The sequence below is a fragment of the Providencia sp. 2.29 genome, assembly GCF_015832305.1.
Taxonomy (GTDB): domain Bacteria; phylum Pseudomonadota; class Gammaproteobacteria; order Enterobacterales; family Enterobacteriaceae; genus Providencia; species Providencia stuartii.
Genome location: NZ_CP065420.1, coordinates 3,385,018 through 3,400,914, shown reverse-complemented (window position 1 = coordinate 3,400,914; position 15,897 = coordinate 3,385,018). Strand labels below are relative to the sequence as shown.

General features: G+C 40.5%; 16 protein-coding genes. 12 read left to right on the top strand and 4 right to left on the bottom strand.

The annotated features are described in order from the left end of the window. Positions 1 to 11 precede the first annotated feature (11 nt). The 11 genes from I3B46_RS16040 to I3B46_RS15990 all read left to right on the top strand — a co-directional run bounded on the left by I3B46_RS16040 (position 12) and on the right by I3B46_RS15990 (position 10,832). Positions 12 to 1,610, top strand: coding sequence for an ABC-F family ATPase (locus I3B46_RS16040; RefSeq protein ID WP_014657783.1), 1,599 nt, complete (start codon positions 12 to 14; stop codon positions 1,608 to 1,610). Between the two features lie 985 nt (positions 1,611 to 2,595). Beyond that, positions 2,596 to 2,922 (top strand): helix-turn-helix domain-containing protein, encoded by a 327-nt coding sequence (locus I3B46_RS16035; RefSeq protein WP_004917882.1) that lies wholly within the window; start codon positions 2,596 to 2,598, stop codon positions 2,920 to 2,922. 141 nt (positions 2,923 to 3,063) lie between these two features. After that, a complete protein-coding gene (locus I3B46_RS16030; RefSeq protein ID WP_014657784.1) occupies positions 3,064 to 3,579 on the top strand; it encodes a fimbrial protein in 516 nt (171 codons plus the stop codon). Positions 3,580 to 3,624: 45 nt separating this feature from the next. Beyond that, on the top strand, positions 3,625 to 4,155 hold the full coding sequence (locus I3B46_RS16025) for a fimbrial protein (RefSeq protein ID WP_004917888.1): 531 nt from the start codon (positions 3,625 to 3,627) through the stop codon (positions 4,153 to 4,155). A gap of 37 nt (positions 4,156 to 4,192) precedes the next feature. Then, a complete protein-coding gene (locus tag I3B46_RS16020) occupies positions 4,193 to 6,691 on the top strand; it encodes an outer membrane usher protein (RefSeq protein WP_163762154.1) in 2,499 nt (832 codons plus the stop codon). Positions 6,692 to 6,770: 79 nt separating this feature from the next. Beyond that, positions 6,771 to 7,520, top strand: coding sequence for a fimbria/pilus periplasmic chaperone (locus I3B46_RS16015; RefSeq protein ID WP_014657786.1), 750 nt, complete (start codon positions 6,771 to 6,773; stop codon positions 7,518 to 7,520). Between the two features lie 32 nt (positions 7,521 to 7,552). Next, a complete protein-coding gene (locus I3B46_RS16010) occupies positions 7,553 to 8,164 on the top strand; it encodes a fimbrial protein (RefSeq protein ID WP_004917893.1) in 612 nt (203 codons plus the stop codon). Positions 8,165 to 8,175: 11 nt separating this feature from the next. Beyond that, the gene (locus I3B46_RS16005) at positions 8,176 to 8,679 is read left to right on the top strand and encodes a fimbrial protein (protein ID WP_014657788.1); all 504 of its coding nucleotides are present in this window, start codon (positions 8,176 to 8,178) and stop codon (positions 8,677 to 8,679) included. Beyond that, positions 8,676 to 9,212, top strand: a complete 537-nt coding sequence (locus I3B46_RS16000) for a fimbrial protein (RefSeq protein WP_004917896.1) — start codon at positions 8,676 to 8,678, stop codon at positions 9,210 to 9,212. Before I3B46_RS16005 ends, I3B46_RS16000 begins: the two co-directional genes overlap by 4 nt. A 9-nt stretch (positions 9,213 to 9,221) precedes the next feature. After that, positions 9,222 to 9,767, top strand: a complete 546-nt coding sequence (locus I3B46_RS15995) for a fimbrial protein (RefSeq protein WP_014657790.1) — start codon at positions 9,222 to 9,224, stop codon at positions 9,765 to 9,767. A 54-nt stretch (positions 9,768 to 9,821) separates the two neighbouring features. Then, a complete protein-coding gene (locus I3B46_RS15990; protein WP_060560676.1) occupies positions 9,822 to 10,832 on the top strand; it encodes an MrpH family fimbial adhesin in 1,011 nt (336 codons plus the stop codon). 386 nt (positions 10,833 to 11,218) lie between these two features. Here I3B46_RS15990 and I3B46_RS15985 read toward each other — a convergent pair whose 3' ends face one another. From I3B46_RS15985 to moeA, 4 genes are all read right to left on the bottom strand, one after another. After that, positions 11,219 to 11,566 carry a hypothetical protein gene (locus tag I3B46_RS15985; protein WP_169342108.1) on the bottom strand — a complete coding sequence of 116 codons (348 nt, stop codon included), beginning with the start codon at positions 11,564 to 11,566 and terminating at the stop codon, positions 11,219 to 11,221. Positions 11,567 to 11,782: 216 nt separating this feature from the next. Continuing rightward, complete coding sequence (locus I3B46_RS15980) at positions 11,783 to 12,118, bottom strand: zinc ribbon domain-containing protein YjdM (RefSeq protein ID WP_004917906.1); 336 nt, start codon at positions 12,116 to 12,118, stop codon at positions 11,783 to 11,785. 162 nt (positions 12,119 to 12,280) lie between these two features. Beyond that, the gene (gene moeB / locus I3B46_RS15975) at positions 12,281 to 13,039 is read right to left on the bottom strand and encodes a molybdopterin-synthase adenylyltransferase MoeB (protein ID WP_104873348.1); all 759 of its coding nucleotides are present in this window, start codon (positions 13,037 to 13,039) and stop codon (positions 12,281 to 12,283) included. Further along, positions 13,039 to 14,280 carry a molybdopterin molybdotransferase MoeA gene (gene moeA / locus I3B46_RS15970; protein WP_053110319.1) on the bottom strand — a complete coding sequence of 414 codons (1,242 nt, stop codon included), beginning with the start codon at positions 14,278 to 14,280 and terminating at the stop codon, positions 13,039 to 13,041. The genes moeB and moeA overlap by 1 nt, the downstream gene beginning before the upstream one ends. A 248-nt stretch (positions 14,281 to 14,528) precedes the next feature. Here moeA and I3B46_RS15965 point away from each other — a divergent pair, with 248 nt between their 5' ends. Continuing rightward, the gene (locus tag I3B46_RS15965; protein WP_036943552.1) at positions 14,529 to 15,698 is read left to right on the top strand and encodes a YbfB/YjiJ family MFS transporter; all 1,170 of its coding nucleotides are present in this window, start codon (positions 14,529 to 14,531) and stop codon (positions 15,696 to 15,698) included. Positions 15,699 to 15,897 lie beyond the last annotated feature (199 nt).

Here is a 15,897-nt window from a genome sequence, read left to right as displayed (position 1 = left end):
AAGGCATAGAAGTGTTACAGACAAGCAATATCACTATGCAGTTTGGCAGTAAGCCGCTGTTTGAAAATATTTCCGTTAAATTCGGAACAGGGAACCGTTATGGTTTAATCGGGGCAAATGGCGCCGGTAAATCGACATTTATGAAGATATTAGGGGGCGATCTTATACCAACTGCGGGGAATGTGAGTACCACTGACCCTAATGAGCGCATTGGTAAACTTCGTCAGGATCAATTTGCCTTCGAAGAATACACAGTGCTCGATACTGTCATTATGGGGCATGTTGAGCTATGGAATGTAAAACAAGAGCGCGACCGTATTTACGCACTTCCTGAAATGAGTGAGGAAGATGGCTACCGCGTTGCTGATCTTGAAGTCGCTTACGGTGAAATGGATGGCTACAGTGCGGAAGCTCGTGCGGGTGAACTGTTACTCGGTGTGGGCATTCCTGTCGAGCAGCATTACGGCCCGATGAGTGAAGTCGCCCCAGGTTGGAAATTACGGGTACTGTTGGCTCAAGCACTGTTCTCAGATCCCGATATTTTGTTACTCGATGAACCAACCAACAACTTGGATATTGATACTATTCGTTGGTTAGAGCAAGTGTTGAACGATCGTAATTGCACTATGGTCATTATTTCCCATGATAGGCACTTCCTGAATACGGTTTGCACGCATATGGCTGACTTAGATTACGGTGAATTGCGTTTGTTCACGGGTAACTATGATGAGTATATGATTGCTGCAACACAAGCCAGAGAGCGCCTGCTTGCGGATAATGCGAAGAAAAAAGCGCAAATTGCCGAATTGCAATCCTTTGTGAGTCGCTTTAGTGCGAATGCTTCAAAATCAAAACAGGCCACTTCTCGAGCACGTCAAATTGATAAAATTCAGCTTGAGGAAGTTAAAGCTTCTAGCCGTCAAAACCCATTCATTCGTTTTGAACAAGAGAAAAAATTATTCCGTAATGCCCTTGAGTTGGAAGGGGTGACGAATGGTTATGATCAAGCTCCGCTGTTTAAAAACTTAAATTTATTACTTGAAGTAGGGGAAAAAATGGCGGTTATCGGTGCGAACGGTATCGGTAAAACCACATTTTTGAAAACACTCGTTGGCGAACTTCCTCCTAAGAGTGGTACGGTTAAGTGGTCTGAAAATAGTGCTATTGGTTATTATGCACAAGATCATGCAGAAGACTTCGAAACAGATCTGACCGTTTTTGACTGGATGAGTCAGTGGAAAAGTGAAGGCGATGATGAACAAGCGGTTCGCAGTGTTTTAGGACGCTTACTCTTCACTCAAGATGACATCAAGAAAAAAGTATCAGTACTGTCGGGGGGTGAGCAGGGTCGTATGTTATTTGGTAAGCTAATGATGCAACAACCAAATATCTTAATTATGGATGAGCCTACCAACCACTTGGATATGGAATCTATTGAGTCCTTAAACCTAGCCTTAGAGCTTTATAAAGGCACATTGATTTTTGTCTCTCACGACCGTGAATTTGTCAGTTCATTAGCAAGTCGTATCTTAGAAATCAAAGAAGATAAAGTCATTGATTTCAAAGGAACTTATGATGAATATTTGAAGAGCCAAGGTGTGATTGAATAAGTTTACTGGCGTCAGATAGTCAATGGAAGACCTAGCTTTAAGCTAGGTCTGAGATGACTGAACCTGCAATTTAAATGGCATCGTTACCTGTTTTAGATAGGTTAAATTACCCAATAAAGTAGGTAATATTAAAAAATTAGTGAAATTTGCAGCAAGCCCTCGACCCGTTTTGGCGTCTTCATGTGGTTTCGTCAACCGAAAATGACATTCAGTGCCGCTAGGGTTATTTTCGGCTCACCATTACGAAATACTCAAAAACGCATTTCCTCAAGTAATACGCATTCAGCTTAACTCAACTGACAATATCGTTTTCACTAAACATTTCCCGCGAGCAGTTTTAATGGCCTGTGACCACATAATGTAACTTTCTACTTTGGTAGCGAGTGCTAGAGGTAGTGGCTCCTCTGAGAGATATCATTAAGTTTATATAACTCAATATTAAGCGATATATGGTGATCTCAATATAAAACATGTGCTGTATTAGGAAATAGCCTCAGAGCCATTGTCATTAATTTATTAATTTAATTTATTTGTATAAAATATCTTTTCAATGTCTTATATCCCTATAAATTAAGTCGATATTAACATGTTATTGTATTTTAATAAGAAGTAGTTAAAAAATGAGTAAATAGATGTACATGATTTACAATTGACTTTTTACTCATAATTTGATGGTTAATTGTTGAGCAGTCATAACTTAAATGACCAAAAATATGCCTTATTTTTATAATATATATCGTCATAAAATCACCAGAAGTGAGTAATTGTGGTGATTATCATCTCCCAATAAAGATCATCAAAATTAGATCATCATAACTCATTGTAATCAAATGAGATTATTTTTTTGTATTGATGGTTTTTTTTATATTTAGATAAAGTGAGATTTTCACAGGTATTTAAATAATAAATTAAATTCGTATAATTATCGCGACAAAAGGAAGTAGTAAGTATTAGTCTTAAATATCAGGAGGAGTGGAGACGCTATATGCATATAGAAAAATTTAATTATTCTAGCACCAATGATGGTAAGTCTATTACAAAGATAGTTGGTGCCTCCATGAAAAGAGCAAGAAGAGAAAAGGGATTATCTGGATATGAAATTGCAGTTAAATTAAATATCTCTCAACAACAAATCTCGAGATATGAAAGGGGAATTAATCATATTAGTGTCGATACGCTATTTAATTTTATATTAGCGCTAGATATTAGTTATGAAATTTTAATTCAATATATATTAGAAGAAATGAAGTTAAGTGATATTTATATATTAGATATTAACAATGCCAGTAGGAATGACTTTTTAGTTATATAAATTCTTTTTATTTAAAATCATATGTAAGAATAAACATAATATCCATATTGGATATTATGTTTATTTTCTCAATGGGAAATAAAACGAAACAATACCCCTTATTATAATGGGTATCTATTATCTTATTTTATAGAGGCAGTTATGAGTAAAAAAATTATTTTAGCAGCATTAATTTCCGGGGTAATGAGTTCATCCGTTTTTGCCGCAGGAAGTGGCACGGTATCTTTTCAAGGTGAAATCATTGATGCTCCATGCGGTATCAGTGCTGACACTGCTAGCCAAATTGTACCAATGGGTAAAATCTCCAATGCTTCATTAGCGGATGGTGGTAAATCTACTGCACAAAATTTTAATATTCAATTAGTTGATTGTGATGTTAGCACACTGAAAACAGTTGATGTTTCTTTTACTGGCGGTGCAATTGGTACTGATAGCGATATGTTAGCGATACAAGGTTCAGCATCAGGTGCAGGTGTTGTGGTTATAGGCATGAATGGTGAAAAAGTGAAATTCGATGGCTCATCGGTCACTAACCAAAACCTACTAACAGGTCGAAATACACTGAACTTTTCTGCTTATTTACAAGGATTAAGTGGCCAAGCGATTGTTCCTGGTGATTTTACCGCAGTATCTAATTTCTTATTAGAGTACAAATAATACTTGAAAAGTATTGATATTTAATTTTGAACATAGGACTTCAGTATGAAAGAAAATATGTATTATACCACTATGGCCTTCTTGATTTCTGGAGTCCTTTCATTTGCACATGCTGATGAAGAAACAGGGTTGTTAACTATTCAAGGAGAAATTACAGATGCAGCATGTGCAATCGCGACAGGCTCGAAAGAACAATCTATTGATTTAGGAACGATTCCTATAAGTTTAATTAAACAAGATGGCAAAGGTCCGGAAAAAAGTTTTTCAATTCATCTTATTAATTGCAATTTAATAAGACATAACAGCCAGAATCAATTATGGAATGCAGTTGAATTAACTTTTGATGGTCCATCTGAAGATAATATTTTTTCAATTTTTGGCGATGCTCAGGGTGTGGGGTTATCTTTAAGAAATTCGAGCGATATAAATATTATTCCCGGTAGGCCAGTATCAAAAATAGATATTACTCCACCATCAATGAGATTGGATTATCATGTGAGATTAGTCTCCAATACCAAACCATTACAATCAGGGTCTTATTACTCTGCGATTCGATTCAAACTTGAATATTATTAAAAATCATTGATGAAATTATTTAATTAGGGATGCTTATATGTATTCATATAAATTGGTTTCCTATCGGCCAAATATGGTTTGTTTATATATTTCAGTTGCGTTAAATATATACCCAATAAACTCTATTGCTCATAATGATATTGAATTTAACACGGATGTGTTAGATGTCGAAGATAAAAAAAATATTAATTTAAATCATTTTTCCCGCGCCAACTATATTATACCGGGTAGCTATTCTTTGACTCTCAGAGTGAATGGCGATGAATTATCAGAAATACCCGTTAAATTTATTACGTCTAAAAATGATCCAAAAGGAAGTGAACCCTGTCTTTCACCTGTAGAAACACAAAAGTTGGGGCTAACGAAAGACGCTTATAATTCACTGGCATGGTGGAACGATAATCAATGTGTGGATCCTAATAGCTTAGTAGGGATGTCAATTACTGGGGATTTTTCAACATCTTCTTTAAATGTAAGCGTTCCTCAGGCTTATTTAGAATATAGTGCACCTAATTGGGATCCACCTTCTCGTTGGGATGAAGGTATTCCAGCAATAATGTTGGATTACAATTTAAACGCGACAGCCAATCATTCTTACAATGATGGTAACGATATTTATGCACTAAATGGTAACGGGCTTGTCGGCATCAATACAGGTGCTTGGCGCTGGCGTGCAGAGTGGCAAAGCCGTTTAGATTATAATACTCAGTCATACGTAAAAACGAATAACGATTTTCGTTGGAACCGCTTTTATACCTATCGTGCAATTCCATCATTACAGTCAAAACTAACACTGGGTGAGGATTACTTACAGTCAAATATTTTTGATAGTTTCCGCTTTATTGGTGGTAGCTTGCGCTCGGATATCAATATGATGCCACCGATCTTACGTGGTTATGCGCCAGAGGTAACAGGGATCGCACAAACCAACGCGACAGTGATGATTAGCCAACAAGGACGCACTATTTACGAGACACAGGTCGCACCTGGCCCATTTCGTATTCAAGATTTGAGTGATGCGGTTTCCGGCAAGCTTGATGTCACTGTAAAAGAGCAAGATGGTTCGACGCAACAGTTCCAAGTAGATACGGCAAGTCTACCTTTCTTAACGCGTCCGGGACAAGTGCAATATAAGTTAGCTTTAGGGCAGCCAACGGATATCGATCGACATAGCCAAGGTGATAGCTTTGCCACAGGGGAGTTTTCATGGGGGGTGACTAATGGCTGGTCTTTGTTCAGTGGAACGCTAAATAGCCAAAATTATAATGCACTCTCATTAGGCCTAGGACGTGATTTGCTCAGTTGGGGGGCTATTTCAGGAGATATTACGCACTCGATTTCTAAATTACCGAGTGAAGAGCGCATACATGGTGGCTCATATCGTGTGAATTACTCAAAACGTTTCGAAGCGATCGACAGTCAAATTCAATTTGCGGGCTACCGTTTTTCTGATCGCAACTATATGACTATGTCTGACTATCTAAGTGCTAGGCAATATGGTGAACGTTACGGCAGTAGTAAGGAGCAATACACCGTATCGATGAGCAAGAATTTTAGTGACGCAGGCGCATCTGTTTACCTCAATTATAATCATCAAACCTTCTGGGATCGTCCTGATAATGATTATTACAGCGTTATGTTTTCCAAATATTTTGATATTGGAACGATTAAAAACGTCAGTCTAACGGTTTCGGCAAATCGTAGTATTTACCAAGAGAGCCATGACGATAGCGGTTATTTATCGGTGAATATTCCATGGGGCAGTGGGGTACAAATCGGCTACTCGCTCGATACTAACCGTCACGATACAACCAATCGTATGACGTATTACAACAGCACTGATGAACGTAATAGCTATCAATTGAGTGTAGGGAATACGCGTAAGGGGCTATCAAGTAGTGCGTTCGTGACTCATCAAGGCGATCTTTCGCGCATTACAGCTAATGCTAGCTATATGCGTGGGCAATATAGCGCAGTGGGAGCTTCTTTTAATGGTGGTTTAACACTAACACCAAATGGCGGTGCTTTCCATCGTATGAGTTCGATGGGAGGAACGCGTCTATTAGTTGATACTGATGGTATTTCTGATGTTCCTATCAAAGGTTATGGCAGCCCGATAACGTCAAACCGATTTGGTAAAGCGGTAGTGACTGAGCTCAGTAGCTATTATCGCAATAAAGCCAGTATCGATCTCAATGCGTTGCCTAATGATGTTGACGCTCAACAATCTGTTGTTCAAGCCACTTTGACAGAAGGTGCTGTTGGTTACCGCAAATTCTCTGTCATATCAGGGCAAAAGAGAATGGTGGAGATCCGTTTGGCAGATCATTCTTTCCCGCCATTTGGGGCTCAAATCTTTAATCAAAAAGGGCAAGAAGTCGGCATCGTCGGTGATTCAGGAAGCGCTTACGTTAGTGGGATCAACGCAAATGAAGTGATGAGTGTGCAGTGGGGGGGGGATGCTCAATGTCAAATCACCTTCCCTGAGCCACTTCAAAATAGTGAACACGCATTGTTATTGCCGTGCCGTGTATAGCTGTCATGCATATAGCTTAAATGCCCAGAACAATCATTGATAAACCACATTAGGTACTACATAGGAAGGTAACGATTAAATGAAACTAAACACCAAATTTATTGCAGGGGTTGGGTTAGCCAGTTGCGTGTTATCCAGCACCAATGTATTAGCGGCTATTTCAATGGACCGAACGCGTATCATTTTTGAGGGAATGCAGAAATCGGTATCGTTAAATGTCGCTAATAATAACAAACAACTTCCGTATTTAGCTCAAGGTTGGATAGAAAATGAAAAAGGAGAAAAAATCACCTCTCCATTAATTGTGTTACCGCCTATTCAACGTATTGAGCCTGCGAAATCAAGCCAAGTAAAAATTGAAGCATTACCCGCTATCAATTCATTACCACAAGATAGAGAGTCGTTGTTTTATTTCAACTTACGGGAAATTCCGCCTAAAAGTGATAAACCCAATACATTACAAATTGCACTACAAACACGGGTCAAACTTTTTTATAGGCCAAAAGCCATTATTAGCGGACCAAATACCGTTCCTTGGCAACAAAAATTAACCTTATTAAAAGAGGGGAATAGCGTAACGATAAATAATCCAACGCCTTATTATGTCACCGTTATTGAAGCTGGTGAAAGTAATCAGTCTGCACCAATTAAAGATTTTAAGCCGATTATGCTAGCCCCTTTTAGTGAGCAAAATCTTGGCGTGAATAGTCATCAACTCGGTAATACGCCAGTGCTGACTTATGTTAATGACTATGGTGGTCGCCCTAATCTCACTTTCAGTTGTCAAGGAAGTACGTGCCATGTTGATCCAGATGCAGCAGAGAAATAAGGCTAATGGTGCCTATGAAAGAGGGTAGATAAATGACTTTACATAAGCGATTGGCTATCTTTTGGACGCTGCTAATAGGGGCGCCATTGGGATGGGCAATGAATGAAAATACTCAGCTATATAATTCAGCGAATAATTGGGATGTCGATGGTCAACAAGGCGTGTTGTATGTTCGTGGTTCTTTATCGGAAAGTCCGTGCCGCTTAGCGATGACATCTGAATACCAATCTATTGATATGGGTAATTTTGAAACTGCGCAACTTAATCGTATTGGGGCAAAAGGGCGGGCGGTTCCTTTTCAAATAGAGCTATTAGATTGTATTTCTCATCCAACATCATTACTTGATGAAAAAACAGGACAAACAGCGTGGAGTCACTCTCAGCCAGCGGTAAAAATACGCTTTGTAGCACCATCAACAAATGAAATGCCTAATTTGGCTTTAGTCGAGGGGGCAAAAGGGTTTGGGTTACAGCTAAGTAATGCGTCAGGTACGGTTTTGTCTTTAGGGGAAGAGAGTCACCCTGTGTTATTACCCTCTGGCCAACGTCAACTGACCTACACGATTACACCGGTTAGGACGGGATCACTCTTAATCGCTGGAGCATACCATGCGGTGATCTCATTCCAGATGCTCTATGAATAGGAGCAGTGATAATGAAAAAATCGTTTATTCATCGGGTGAGGTGTTTGCGTAGCCTAGTGCTCAGTAGCATTTTATTAGTGAGTACCAATACTAGTGCGGATATTTATACTTTAAGGATTAAAGTCAAAGTATTACAGCAAACCTGTACCGTTAATCAAAACCAAATTATCACTGTTGATTTCCCTGACATGGTTATTAAGGATATTGATGGACAGCGTTATGAAACGTCGATCCCTTACACATTAGCTTGTGATGGCTCTGCGAATAATCCAGCATTGAAACTCAAATTTAGTGGAACGCCAGCCAGTTTTAACACCCAGTATCTTGAAACATCAGAGAGTGATTTGGGGTTAGAAATTCGCGTTGATGGCACGGCAACTGAGCCAGGACGTTGGGTTGATTTCTACTTTAACACATTACCTAAATTAACCGCAGTCCCTGTATTAAAAAATGGGGGTTCGGTGAATGCTGGGGTATTCAATGCATCAGGCACATTAAGTGTGGAGTACCTATGATGAGCAAACAAAACAGGCGTCTAATAAAGCCCATGTTTGCCTTTATGATAGGCGCTTATATGTCGCCTGCATTAGCCAATACCGTGGATGTGAAATTTAAAGGAACATTACTTGAAAATCCCCCTTGTGATGTTTATAGCGATAAAGGAATTAATCAATCAATACAGATTGATTTCCAAGACATAGGTATCAATAAAATTAACGGTATCGACCATCAACGGCCTTTTACCGTAAATATAGATTGTCGAAGTTATACGTCACGACCTTCATCTTTAGCACTGTCTTATAGCGGTGATGCTGCGAATGGTTTTGATGCCAATGCGTTACAAGCCGATGTAACAGGTCTCGGTGTACGTTTATATCGAAATGAAAATGGAAGTGTTGTGGCACCAAATAGCCACTTCACCTTTAATTTGCCTAGTAATGGCTTTACGGCGCTGAATTTCTATGCCGTACCTGTAAAGGATCCACAAGTGAACTTACAGGAAGGCCCTTTTGAAGCGATTGCAACCATTGCATTGCAGTACCCCTAAGGAGGAAAAATGAAGCATATGGGTATTTTTTTAGGGGTAAGTTCGTTGGTGGGGGCGCTTTCTGCAAATTTATATGCTGCCACAAATAGTAGCCAAGTGACATATGGCGGCACATTGGTAGCAGAACCCTGCGAAATTGTGCCTGAATTTGAGAACTTTTCTGTTGAGTTCAATAGTATCTCAACGAAAGAGTTGTACTCAAACAGCAGGATCTTAAGTAAGGAATTTGAGCTTCAATTGAAAGATTGTGACGCTTCAATTGCAAATTCAGTAACGACTATTTTTAATGGCAACGCCACGCCGGATGGGCTTTTAGAGTTTGATGCCAATAGTGAGGCATCGGGAGCCGCAATCGGTATTGAAACGTTAAGTGGTGTGAAACTCCCATTGAATCCGACGAGTGGAGTATCTTATCCATCACAGCCGATAAAAAATGGTGCCATGACGATCCGATTACGTGCTTATCTTCAAGGAAAAGCGGGAGCGATTGCCAATAACAGCATCAAACCCGGTAATTTTTCTGCCACCATGACATACACCCTAAGCTACCAATAAGTGGCTGAAATATGTCTTCAACGGGCCAATAATTCAGTTTAAATCGAGGATCATATGAAAAACATATGGGGTCAACGTTTATTTAAAAATTATCTGTTATTTAGTGTATTGTTATTGTTAGGCACTAAAAGTTTTGCATCAACACCTTGGATAAATTCGCAGTGGATCGGTGTTAACAGTTATGAAGTGAGGATCCCTTCGAGTTCAGGGCGCTGTTATAACCCCCAAAATTTAACGAATGGGAGTTGTTCTAATGTCAATATTTCTTCATACCGTCTTTTCCACTATGCGCCAGTGAATCAGTTTCCATGGATGAGAACAGTCAACCAGTGTACTGTGGAAATTGAAATAACTTTGTTACTAAGAAGCGTTGCTTATGATAGGTATGGCGCTTTTCTCTTAACTCCACCACCGACAGGAACACGCTACATCAATTCATCTGGAGGATTAAACCATTCATATTATAGGTATACCGCAAATCGGAGTTGTGAAAGTGTCTTAAATGATCTATCGCTGTTTCAAATGTCAGGTACTAGAGGGGTAGGCCAAGCGGCTCCAATAATTATATCTAGTGTGGCGAATCCGAACGATTTTAGACGAATATGTTGGCGGGTGAATGTATATGGTGCGAATAACACATCATCTTCTTTAGTTGCAGGTAGTGGCATCGATGAAACGGACTGTACACGTTCTACACCCGAAGTACCGATTGCTTGTACATTTGAGATGTCGACATTACTGGATCATGGAACGGTGGATTCTAATCAGCTCAATGGACATAAGGCAACGGCCACAGGGTATGTAACCTGTACAGGGAATACCAAAGTGACCACACAGTTACTCGGTAACGGCACTACCAGCAATACCATTCTTGCACCAGGCTTATATTCAGAAGCAAAGGTCTGTGCACGCAACACTTGCTCTTCAGGTAATGAACAATACACGATTGATACGGCTATGAATGTAAAAACGCCTTTTAATGTGGAATCGACATTACATAGTTCAGGAAGTATTGCTGCTGGGGAATATCAGGGAACTGTGGTATTAGTAACGAGTATGTTTTAAAGAGTATTATATAGACTTTAAACGGCTCGCTTTCGTTATTGTGAGCCGTTTGCTTTATTGACTGACCAATCCTTTTAAGCACGTTTCTAAAAATTATTTAGCAGATTATGTATTGATAACATCGGGAACAGTGTGGTTTCCCAATGTGTATTGTCGGTCAAAAAATGATTTTTCTAATCATCATTTATTATGTTTCGAGACCGAATCTAAGCCTCATTAAGTTTGTGAACGCTCTGAAACCTAGCTGAGCTAGGCCAACAGACTGTTATCGTTAAATGAGTTCTCAAAGGTGATGACTAATCTAGACATCATTCTTTCTAAGAAATTAATTCGACAACAAGCATATAGAGATGAACGTAGCGCCCTGATCATACAGAGAGGCTACGCTACTCCCAACCGTTCGAATGCTCTTTTGATAAATGCGGTAAAAGTGATAAAAAGACCTCGATTTTTCGCTCGACAGTCATATTCACAAAATCATCCATCGCAATCTCTACGCGTTGTATCTTTCCATCACGGATCGTGAATTTATACATCAAATGCCCAGTCCAGCTTCTGTGAACGAAAACACAGCCATCCTCACTGTATGATAGCCATTTATCTTCCATGCATGAAGGAAGCCAGCCATTCAGTATGTTTCTTTCGGCTGTTTCCGACAGAGGGTAATTCAAATGGTGAACCAATGGCTCATTTTCAAAAAACTTCAGATTTTTAAATTGGCTCTTATCGATCACTTAATTTACCAGACTAATAATATCTTACGGTACAGCCTATACAAACATCCGATTGAGATCAAAGTTAATCATAGTTTCATGGGGGGAATTTTGTCAGCTGACGAGGTGGGGATACTGGAACCTTTTTAGATCAAACTCCTCAATAAAAAATGAGGACTTTATTCGCACTTTGAGACCTAGCTGAGCTAGGTCTTAGTATTTAACTGAACAAGTTAATTAATTCTTTTTCACAAACTCAGATTTCAGCTTCATTTGGCCGAAACCATCAATTTTACAATCGATATTGTGGTCGCCTTCGACTAAGCGAATGCCTTTTACTCGAGTACCAATTTTCAACATTGATGAGCTACCTTTCACTTTTAAATCTTTAATGACAGTGACGGTATCGCCATCCGCTAATAGGTTCCCGTTAGCATCTTTAACGATCAACTCATCGCTTTCTTCTACAGGCTCGGCATCATTCCATTCATGCGCACACTCAGGGCAGATATACATATCGTTATCAGTATAGGTGTATTCAGACTGACATTTCGGGCAAGGAGGGAATTGCATATTAAATACTCTCAGTAACTTATTTAAAAATGTAAAGTGATGACTGCTTATTGATGTCAGCCAACACGAAAGGGGATAGTATAAGGTTAAAGCAAAAATAATTTATTTTTTAGGAATATTCTTAATCGAGCGGTGCGTTTGTCACCGCCCTAATGGAAGAAATTATTGGTGTGCGCACACTTCACAATGGGGGTCTTTGGTCAGTTTGAATTGGCGGAATTCCATCGTCATCGCATCAAAAAACAACACGTTACCAGTATTGACCTTGCCATATTGGGTAAGCAATTTGAGGGTTTCCATTGCTTCGAGTGTACCTATCGTACCAACCAAAGGCGCCATTACGCCGGCTTCTACACAGGTTAGACTATTTTCACCAAACAAGCGGCTCAAGCAGTGGTAACAAGGCTCTCCTTCTTGATAGGTGAAAACAGATAGCTGCCCTTCCATACGGATAGCGGCACCGGAAACAAGTGGTTTCTTATGCTGGAAACATAAGCGATTTAACTGCTCTCTAATAGCCACATTATCAGTGCAATCAAGGATAACATCATGGGTCATTATCCGTTCATTCAGTTGCGCATCGTCCAACTGTGCATTGACCGTTTCAATACAAATATGTGGATTGATTGTGGCTAACTGTGCTTTAGCTGAATCAACTTTAGGTTGACCAACCGTCGCATCACGGTGCAAGGTTTGTCGCTGTAGATTAGACAGTGAAACAGTATCGAAATCGACTAAAGTGAGTTGACCTACACCAGCGGCAGCTAAGTATTGTGTGGCTGCGCAACCTAAACCACCAAGGCCAATGACCAGCACTTTGCTGGCCTTGAGTTTCTCTTGCCCGTCAAAATCAAATCCACGTAAAATGATTTGGCGGTTATAACGCAACATCTCTTGATCGGTAAGCTCTTGCACGGTCATTATTCGCTTTTGAGTAAGTCATTAAACATTTCGACATCAACGGTTTCGCCTACCGCGACATGCCCACGCTCCCTTTCTAAGACGATAAAGCAGTTGGCTAAGCTAAAGGAGCTAAATACATGAGAGCCTTGGTGGCCAGTTGTTGCAACTTGCAGTTGCCCATGTTCATTGACGCTTAGGATCCCGCGTTGAAAATCCAGACGACCGGGGCTTTTTTTCAACGGTGTGGTAACAGGAACTTTAAATTTCATTGGCGCTTTCCATTGGCTATTCCCAGAAAGGCGAGCAATCAACGGCTGCACGAGTTGATAAAAGGTGAGTGCTGCGGAAACTGGGTTACCCGGTAATCCACAAAACCACGCTGAATGGAGTTTACCAAAAGCAAATGGTTTACCGGGTTTGATTGCTAGCTTCCAGAAGCCGATTTCTCCTAGCTCCTCTAAAATTTGTTTGGTGTAATCCGCTTCACCCACGGAGACGCCACCACTACTAATCACTAAATCAGCTTGGTTATCTGCATCAATAAAGGTCTGCTTGAGTTTTTCAGGGGAATCAGGAATAACACCAAGGTCGATAACCTCACAGTTAAGTTTTTCGAGCATTAGGCGAACAGTAAAACGGTTAGTGTCGTAGATCTGCCCCTCTTTGAGTGGTTGACCCACCGCTTGCAACTCATCTCCCGTAGAAAATACCGCAACTTTTAGACGGCGGTGTACATCAACCGTTGAAATACCCAAAGATGCAATAAGAGGCAATTGAGCCGTGGATAGCAGAGTACCCGCGGGGATCACACTACTACCTTTTGCGATATCTTCCCCAGCACGGCGGATATTGCTGCCTTTTTTAACTGTACCTGTAAACACGACCCCTTGAGCTGTCTCTTCCGTTTCCTCTTGCATGACGACAGTATCGACACCTTGTGGAATAGGGGCGCCAGTCATAATGCGCACACAGCTACCGTGCGGAAGCTCCCCTTGCATTGGTTGACCTGCGAATGATTTTCCTGCTACAGGCATAGGGGTTTTCCCATCCCACTCAGCGAAACGAAAACCATATCCATCCATTGCAGAGTTATCAAATGGGGGAACATTCATTGGCGAGGTGATGTCGGCTGCGGTGATGCGTTGGGCCGATTCTGTGAGCGGAATGCGCTCTGAGTGAGTCACTGTTTGTGTTTGAGTGAGTATTTTATCGAGTGCTTGCTCAAGTGAGATCAACCCAGCGGTATGACACATGTCCATTAGTACCCCTATTATTCTGCTTTGCCATTGAGGCTTAAGATTTTGTCGTGCTGCTTATTATGGCAGAGATATCGCGAGGGGTGAATGAATAGAAATTGATTAAGAATAGCTTTTCGTTGGATTTTACGAGAAGTCTCGCGCGAATAAATGCCTTAGATAGCCTTACGGACATAAATTGTATTTTTGTTAATGTTATGTTAAACAGTAATCTGATTAATTATTGCATTCTAAATGAAACTAAGGAATTTATGGTTTCCGCCAATGAACAGGCGCACCCTAGCCGTAGTGCAGCCGCCTTCCATATTGCTTTTAGTGGATTTCTTTCGCTCGTTGTTGTTATGGGGATAGGGCGCTTTACGCTAACTCCCCAAGTCCCTTTAATGATTGAAGAGCATCAACTTACACTCTCTACAGCCAGTGTGGTCGCTGCTTTTAATTATTTAGGGTATTTGTTGGGCTCCTTTGATGCAATGCGTGCGCGTCAACACGTTGAAAGACGCATGTGGTTGGGAATATGGGGTGCCGTTGCGATAACCTTGATTTCCGCACTTCTTGATGGCCCTATTTTACATAGTATTGCCCGTTTTTTTATTGGCTGGGCGAGTGGCATGGCACTGGTACTCGTGGTTGCTTGGGCTAATGAGAATTTAGCAAAATTAAATCGACCTGCATTAAGTGTGGCGGTATTTGCTGGAACCGGAGCTGGAATATTTCTTAGCGGTCTGTTTGCGGTAGCCATCCAAGATTGGCAATTATCTGCCAGCCAAGGTTGGTTAATCTACGGTGGGTTAGCACTAATTTTTAGTCTATACATTAGCTGCCATATTCCACGTACGGGGCAGTGGCATCGGCCTGTCGGGGAAATAAAAAAACTTCAGCTTACGCCAGAAATCAAGCGACTGGTATGGAGCTATGGATTGGCTGGCTTTGGTTATATTTTGCCAGCGACATTTTTATCACAAATGGCCGCGCAGCGTTTCCCTGATAGTTTATTTGCCCAATTTGTTTGGCCGGTCTTTGGTATATCCGCGGTGGTGGGCATTCTAATCGCCATGCTACTACGTAATTTCTCGACAACCCAAAACCGATTAGCGATCACTTTATGGTTACAAGGGATCGGAATATTAATCTCAGAAGTTATTTCGGGTATTTCAGGGTTGGTGATTGCCGCAATCCTAATTGGTGGGGGGCTTATGTGTGCGGTACAGTTGTCAATGCAACTAGGACGTGAATTGGCCCCGGAACATAACCGTTTTATGGCGGGTTTACTCACGACATGTTATGCAATCGGGCAGCTTATTGGCCCTATGTTGTCTTTTATTTCCACGACATTCACCGGAAAACTAGAACCTGCTTTATACAGTGCGTTTATCGCATTGTGTGTCGCGGGTGGGTTAGTTTATCGCCGTTCTCGATAAAGAATAGCTCTGAAAATATGTTATTAATTATAGTTAAATGATGATATATCCGAGGGGAGCATCAAAGGCTATCCTGATAAAATGAATATTTGTTGATGCAAATATTTCATCTGATCTATGGATGTAATGCTGGATTATCTAAACTTGCTGTTTTAGAGTACAGCGCACACCTGCATTTTCATAAAAAATCGTTATATCG

Coding starts and splice junctions, on each gene's coding strand:
- I3B46_RS16000 (WP_004917896.1), top strand. CDS start 8,676: ATGATGAGCAAACAAAACAGGCGTCTAATAAAGCCCATGTTTGCCTTT.
- I3B46_RS16020 (WP_163762154.1), top strand. CDS start 4,193: ATGTATTCATATAAATTGGTTTCCTATCGGCCAAATATGGTTTGTTTA.
- moeB (WP_104873348.1), bottom strand. CDS start 13,039: ATGACCGTGCAAGAGCTTACCGATCAAGAGATGTTGCGTTATAACCGC.
- I3B46_RS16035 (WP_004917882.1), top strand. CDS start 2,596: ATGCATATAGAAAAATTTAATTATTCTAGCACCAATGATGGTAAGTCT.
- I3B46_RS16030 (WP_014657784.1), top strand. CDS start 3,064: ATGAGTAAAAAAATTATTTTAGCAGCATTAATTTCCGGGGTAATGAGT.
- I3B46_RS15990 (WP_060560676.1), top strand. CDS start 9,822: ATGAAAAACATATGGGGTCAACGTTTATTTAAAAATTATCTGTTATTT.
- I3B46_RS16010 (WP_004917893.1), top strand. CDS start 7,553: ATGACTTTACATAAGCGATTGGCTATCTTTTGGACGCTGCTAATAGGG.
- moeA (WP_053110319.1), bottom strand. CDS start 14,280: ATGGACATGTGTCATACCGCTGGGTTGATCTCACTTGAGCAAGCACTC.
- I3B46_RS15995 (WP_014657790.1), top strand. CDS start 9,222: ATGAAGCATATGGGTATTTTTTTAGGGGTAAGTTCGTTGGTGGGGGCG.
- I3B46_RS16015 (WP_014657786.1), top strand. CDS start 6,771: ATGAAACTAAACACCAAATTTATTGCAGGGGTTGGGTTAGCCAGTTGC.
- I3B46_RS16025 (WP_004917888.1), top strand. CDS start 3,625: ATGAAAGAAAATATGTATTATACCACTATGGCCTTCTTGATTTCTGGA.
- I3B46_RS16005 (WP_014657788.1), top strand. CDS start 8,176: ATGAAAAAATCGTTTATTCATCGGGTGAGGTGTTTGCGTAGCCTAGTG.
- I3B46_RS15965 (WP_036943552.1), top strand. CDS start 14,529: ATGGTTTCCGCCAATGAACAGGCGCACCCTAGCCGTAGTGCAGCCGCC.
- I3B46_RS15980 (WP_004917906.1), bottom strand. CDS start 12,118: ATGCAATTCCCTCCTTGCCCGAAATGTCAGTCTGAATACACCTATACT.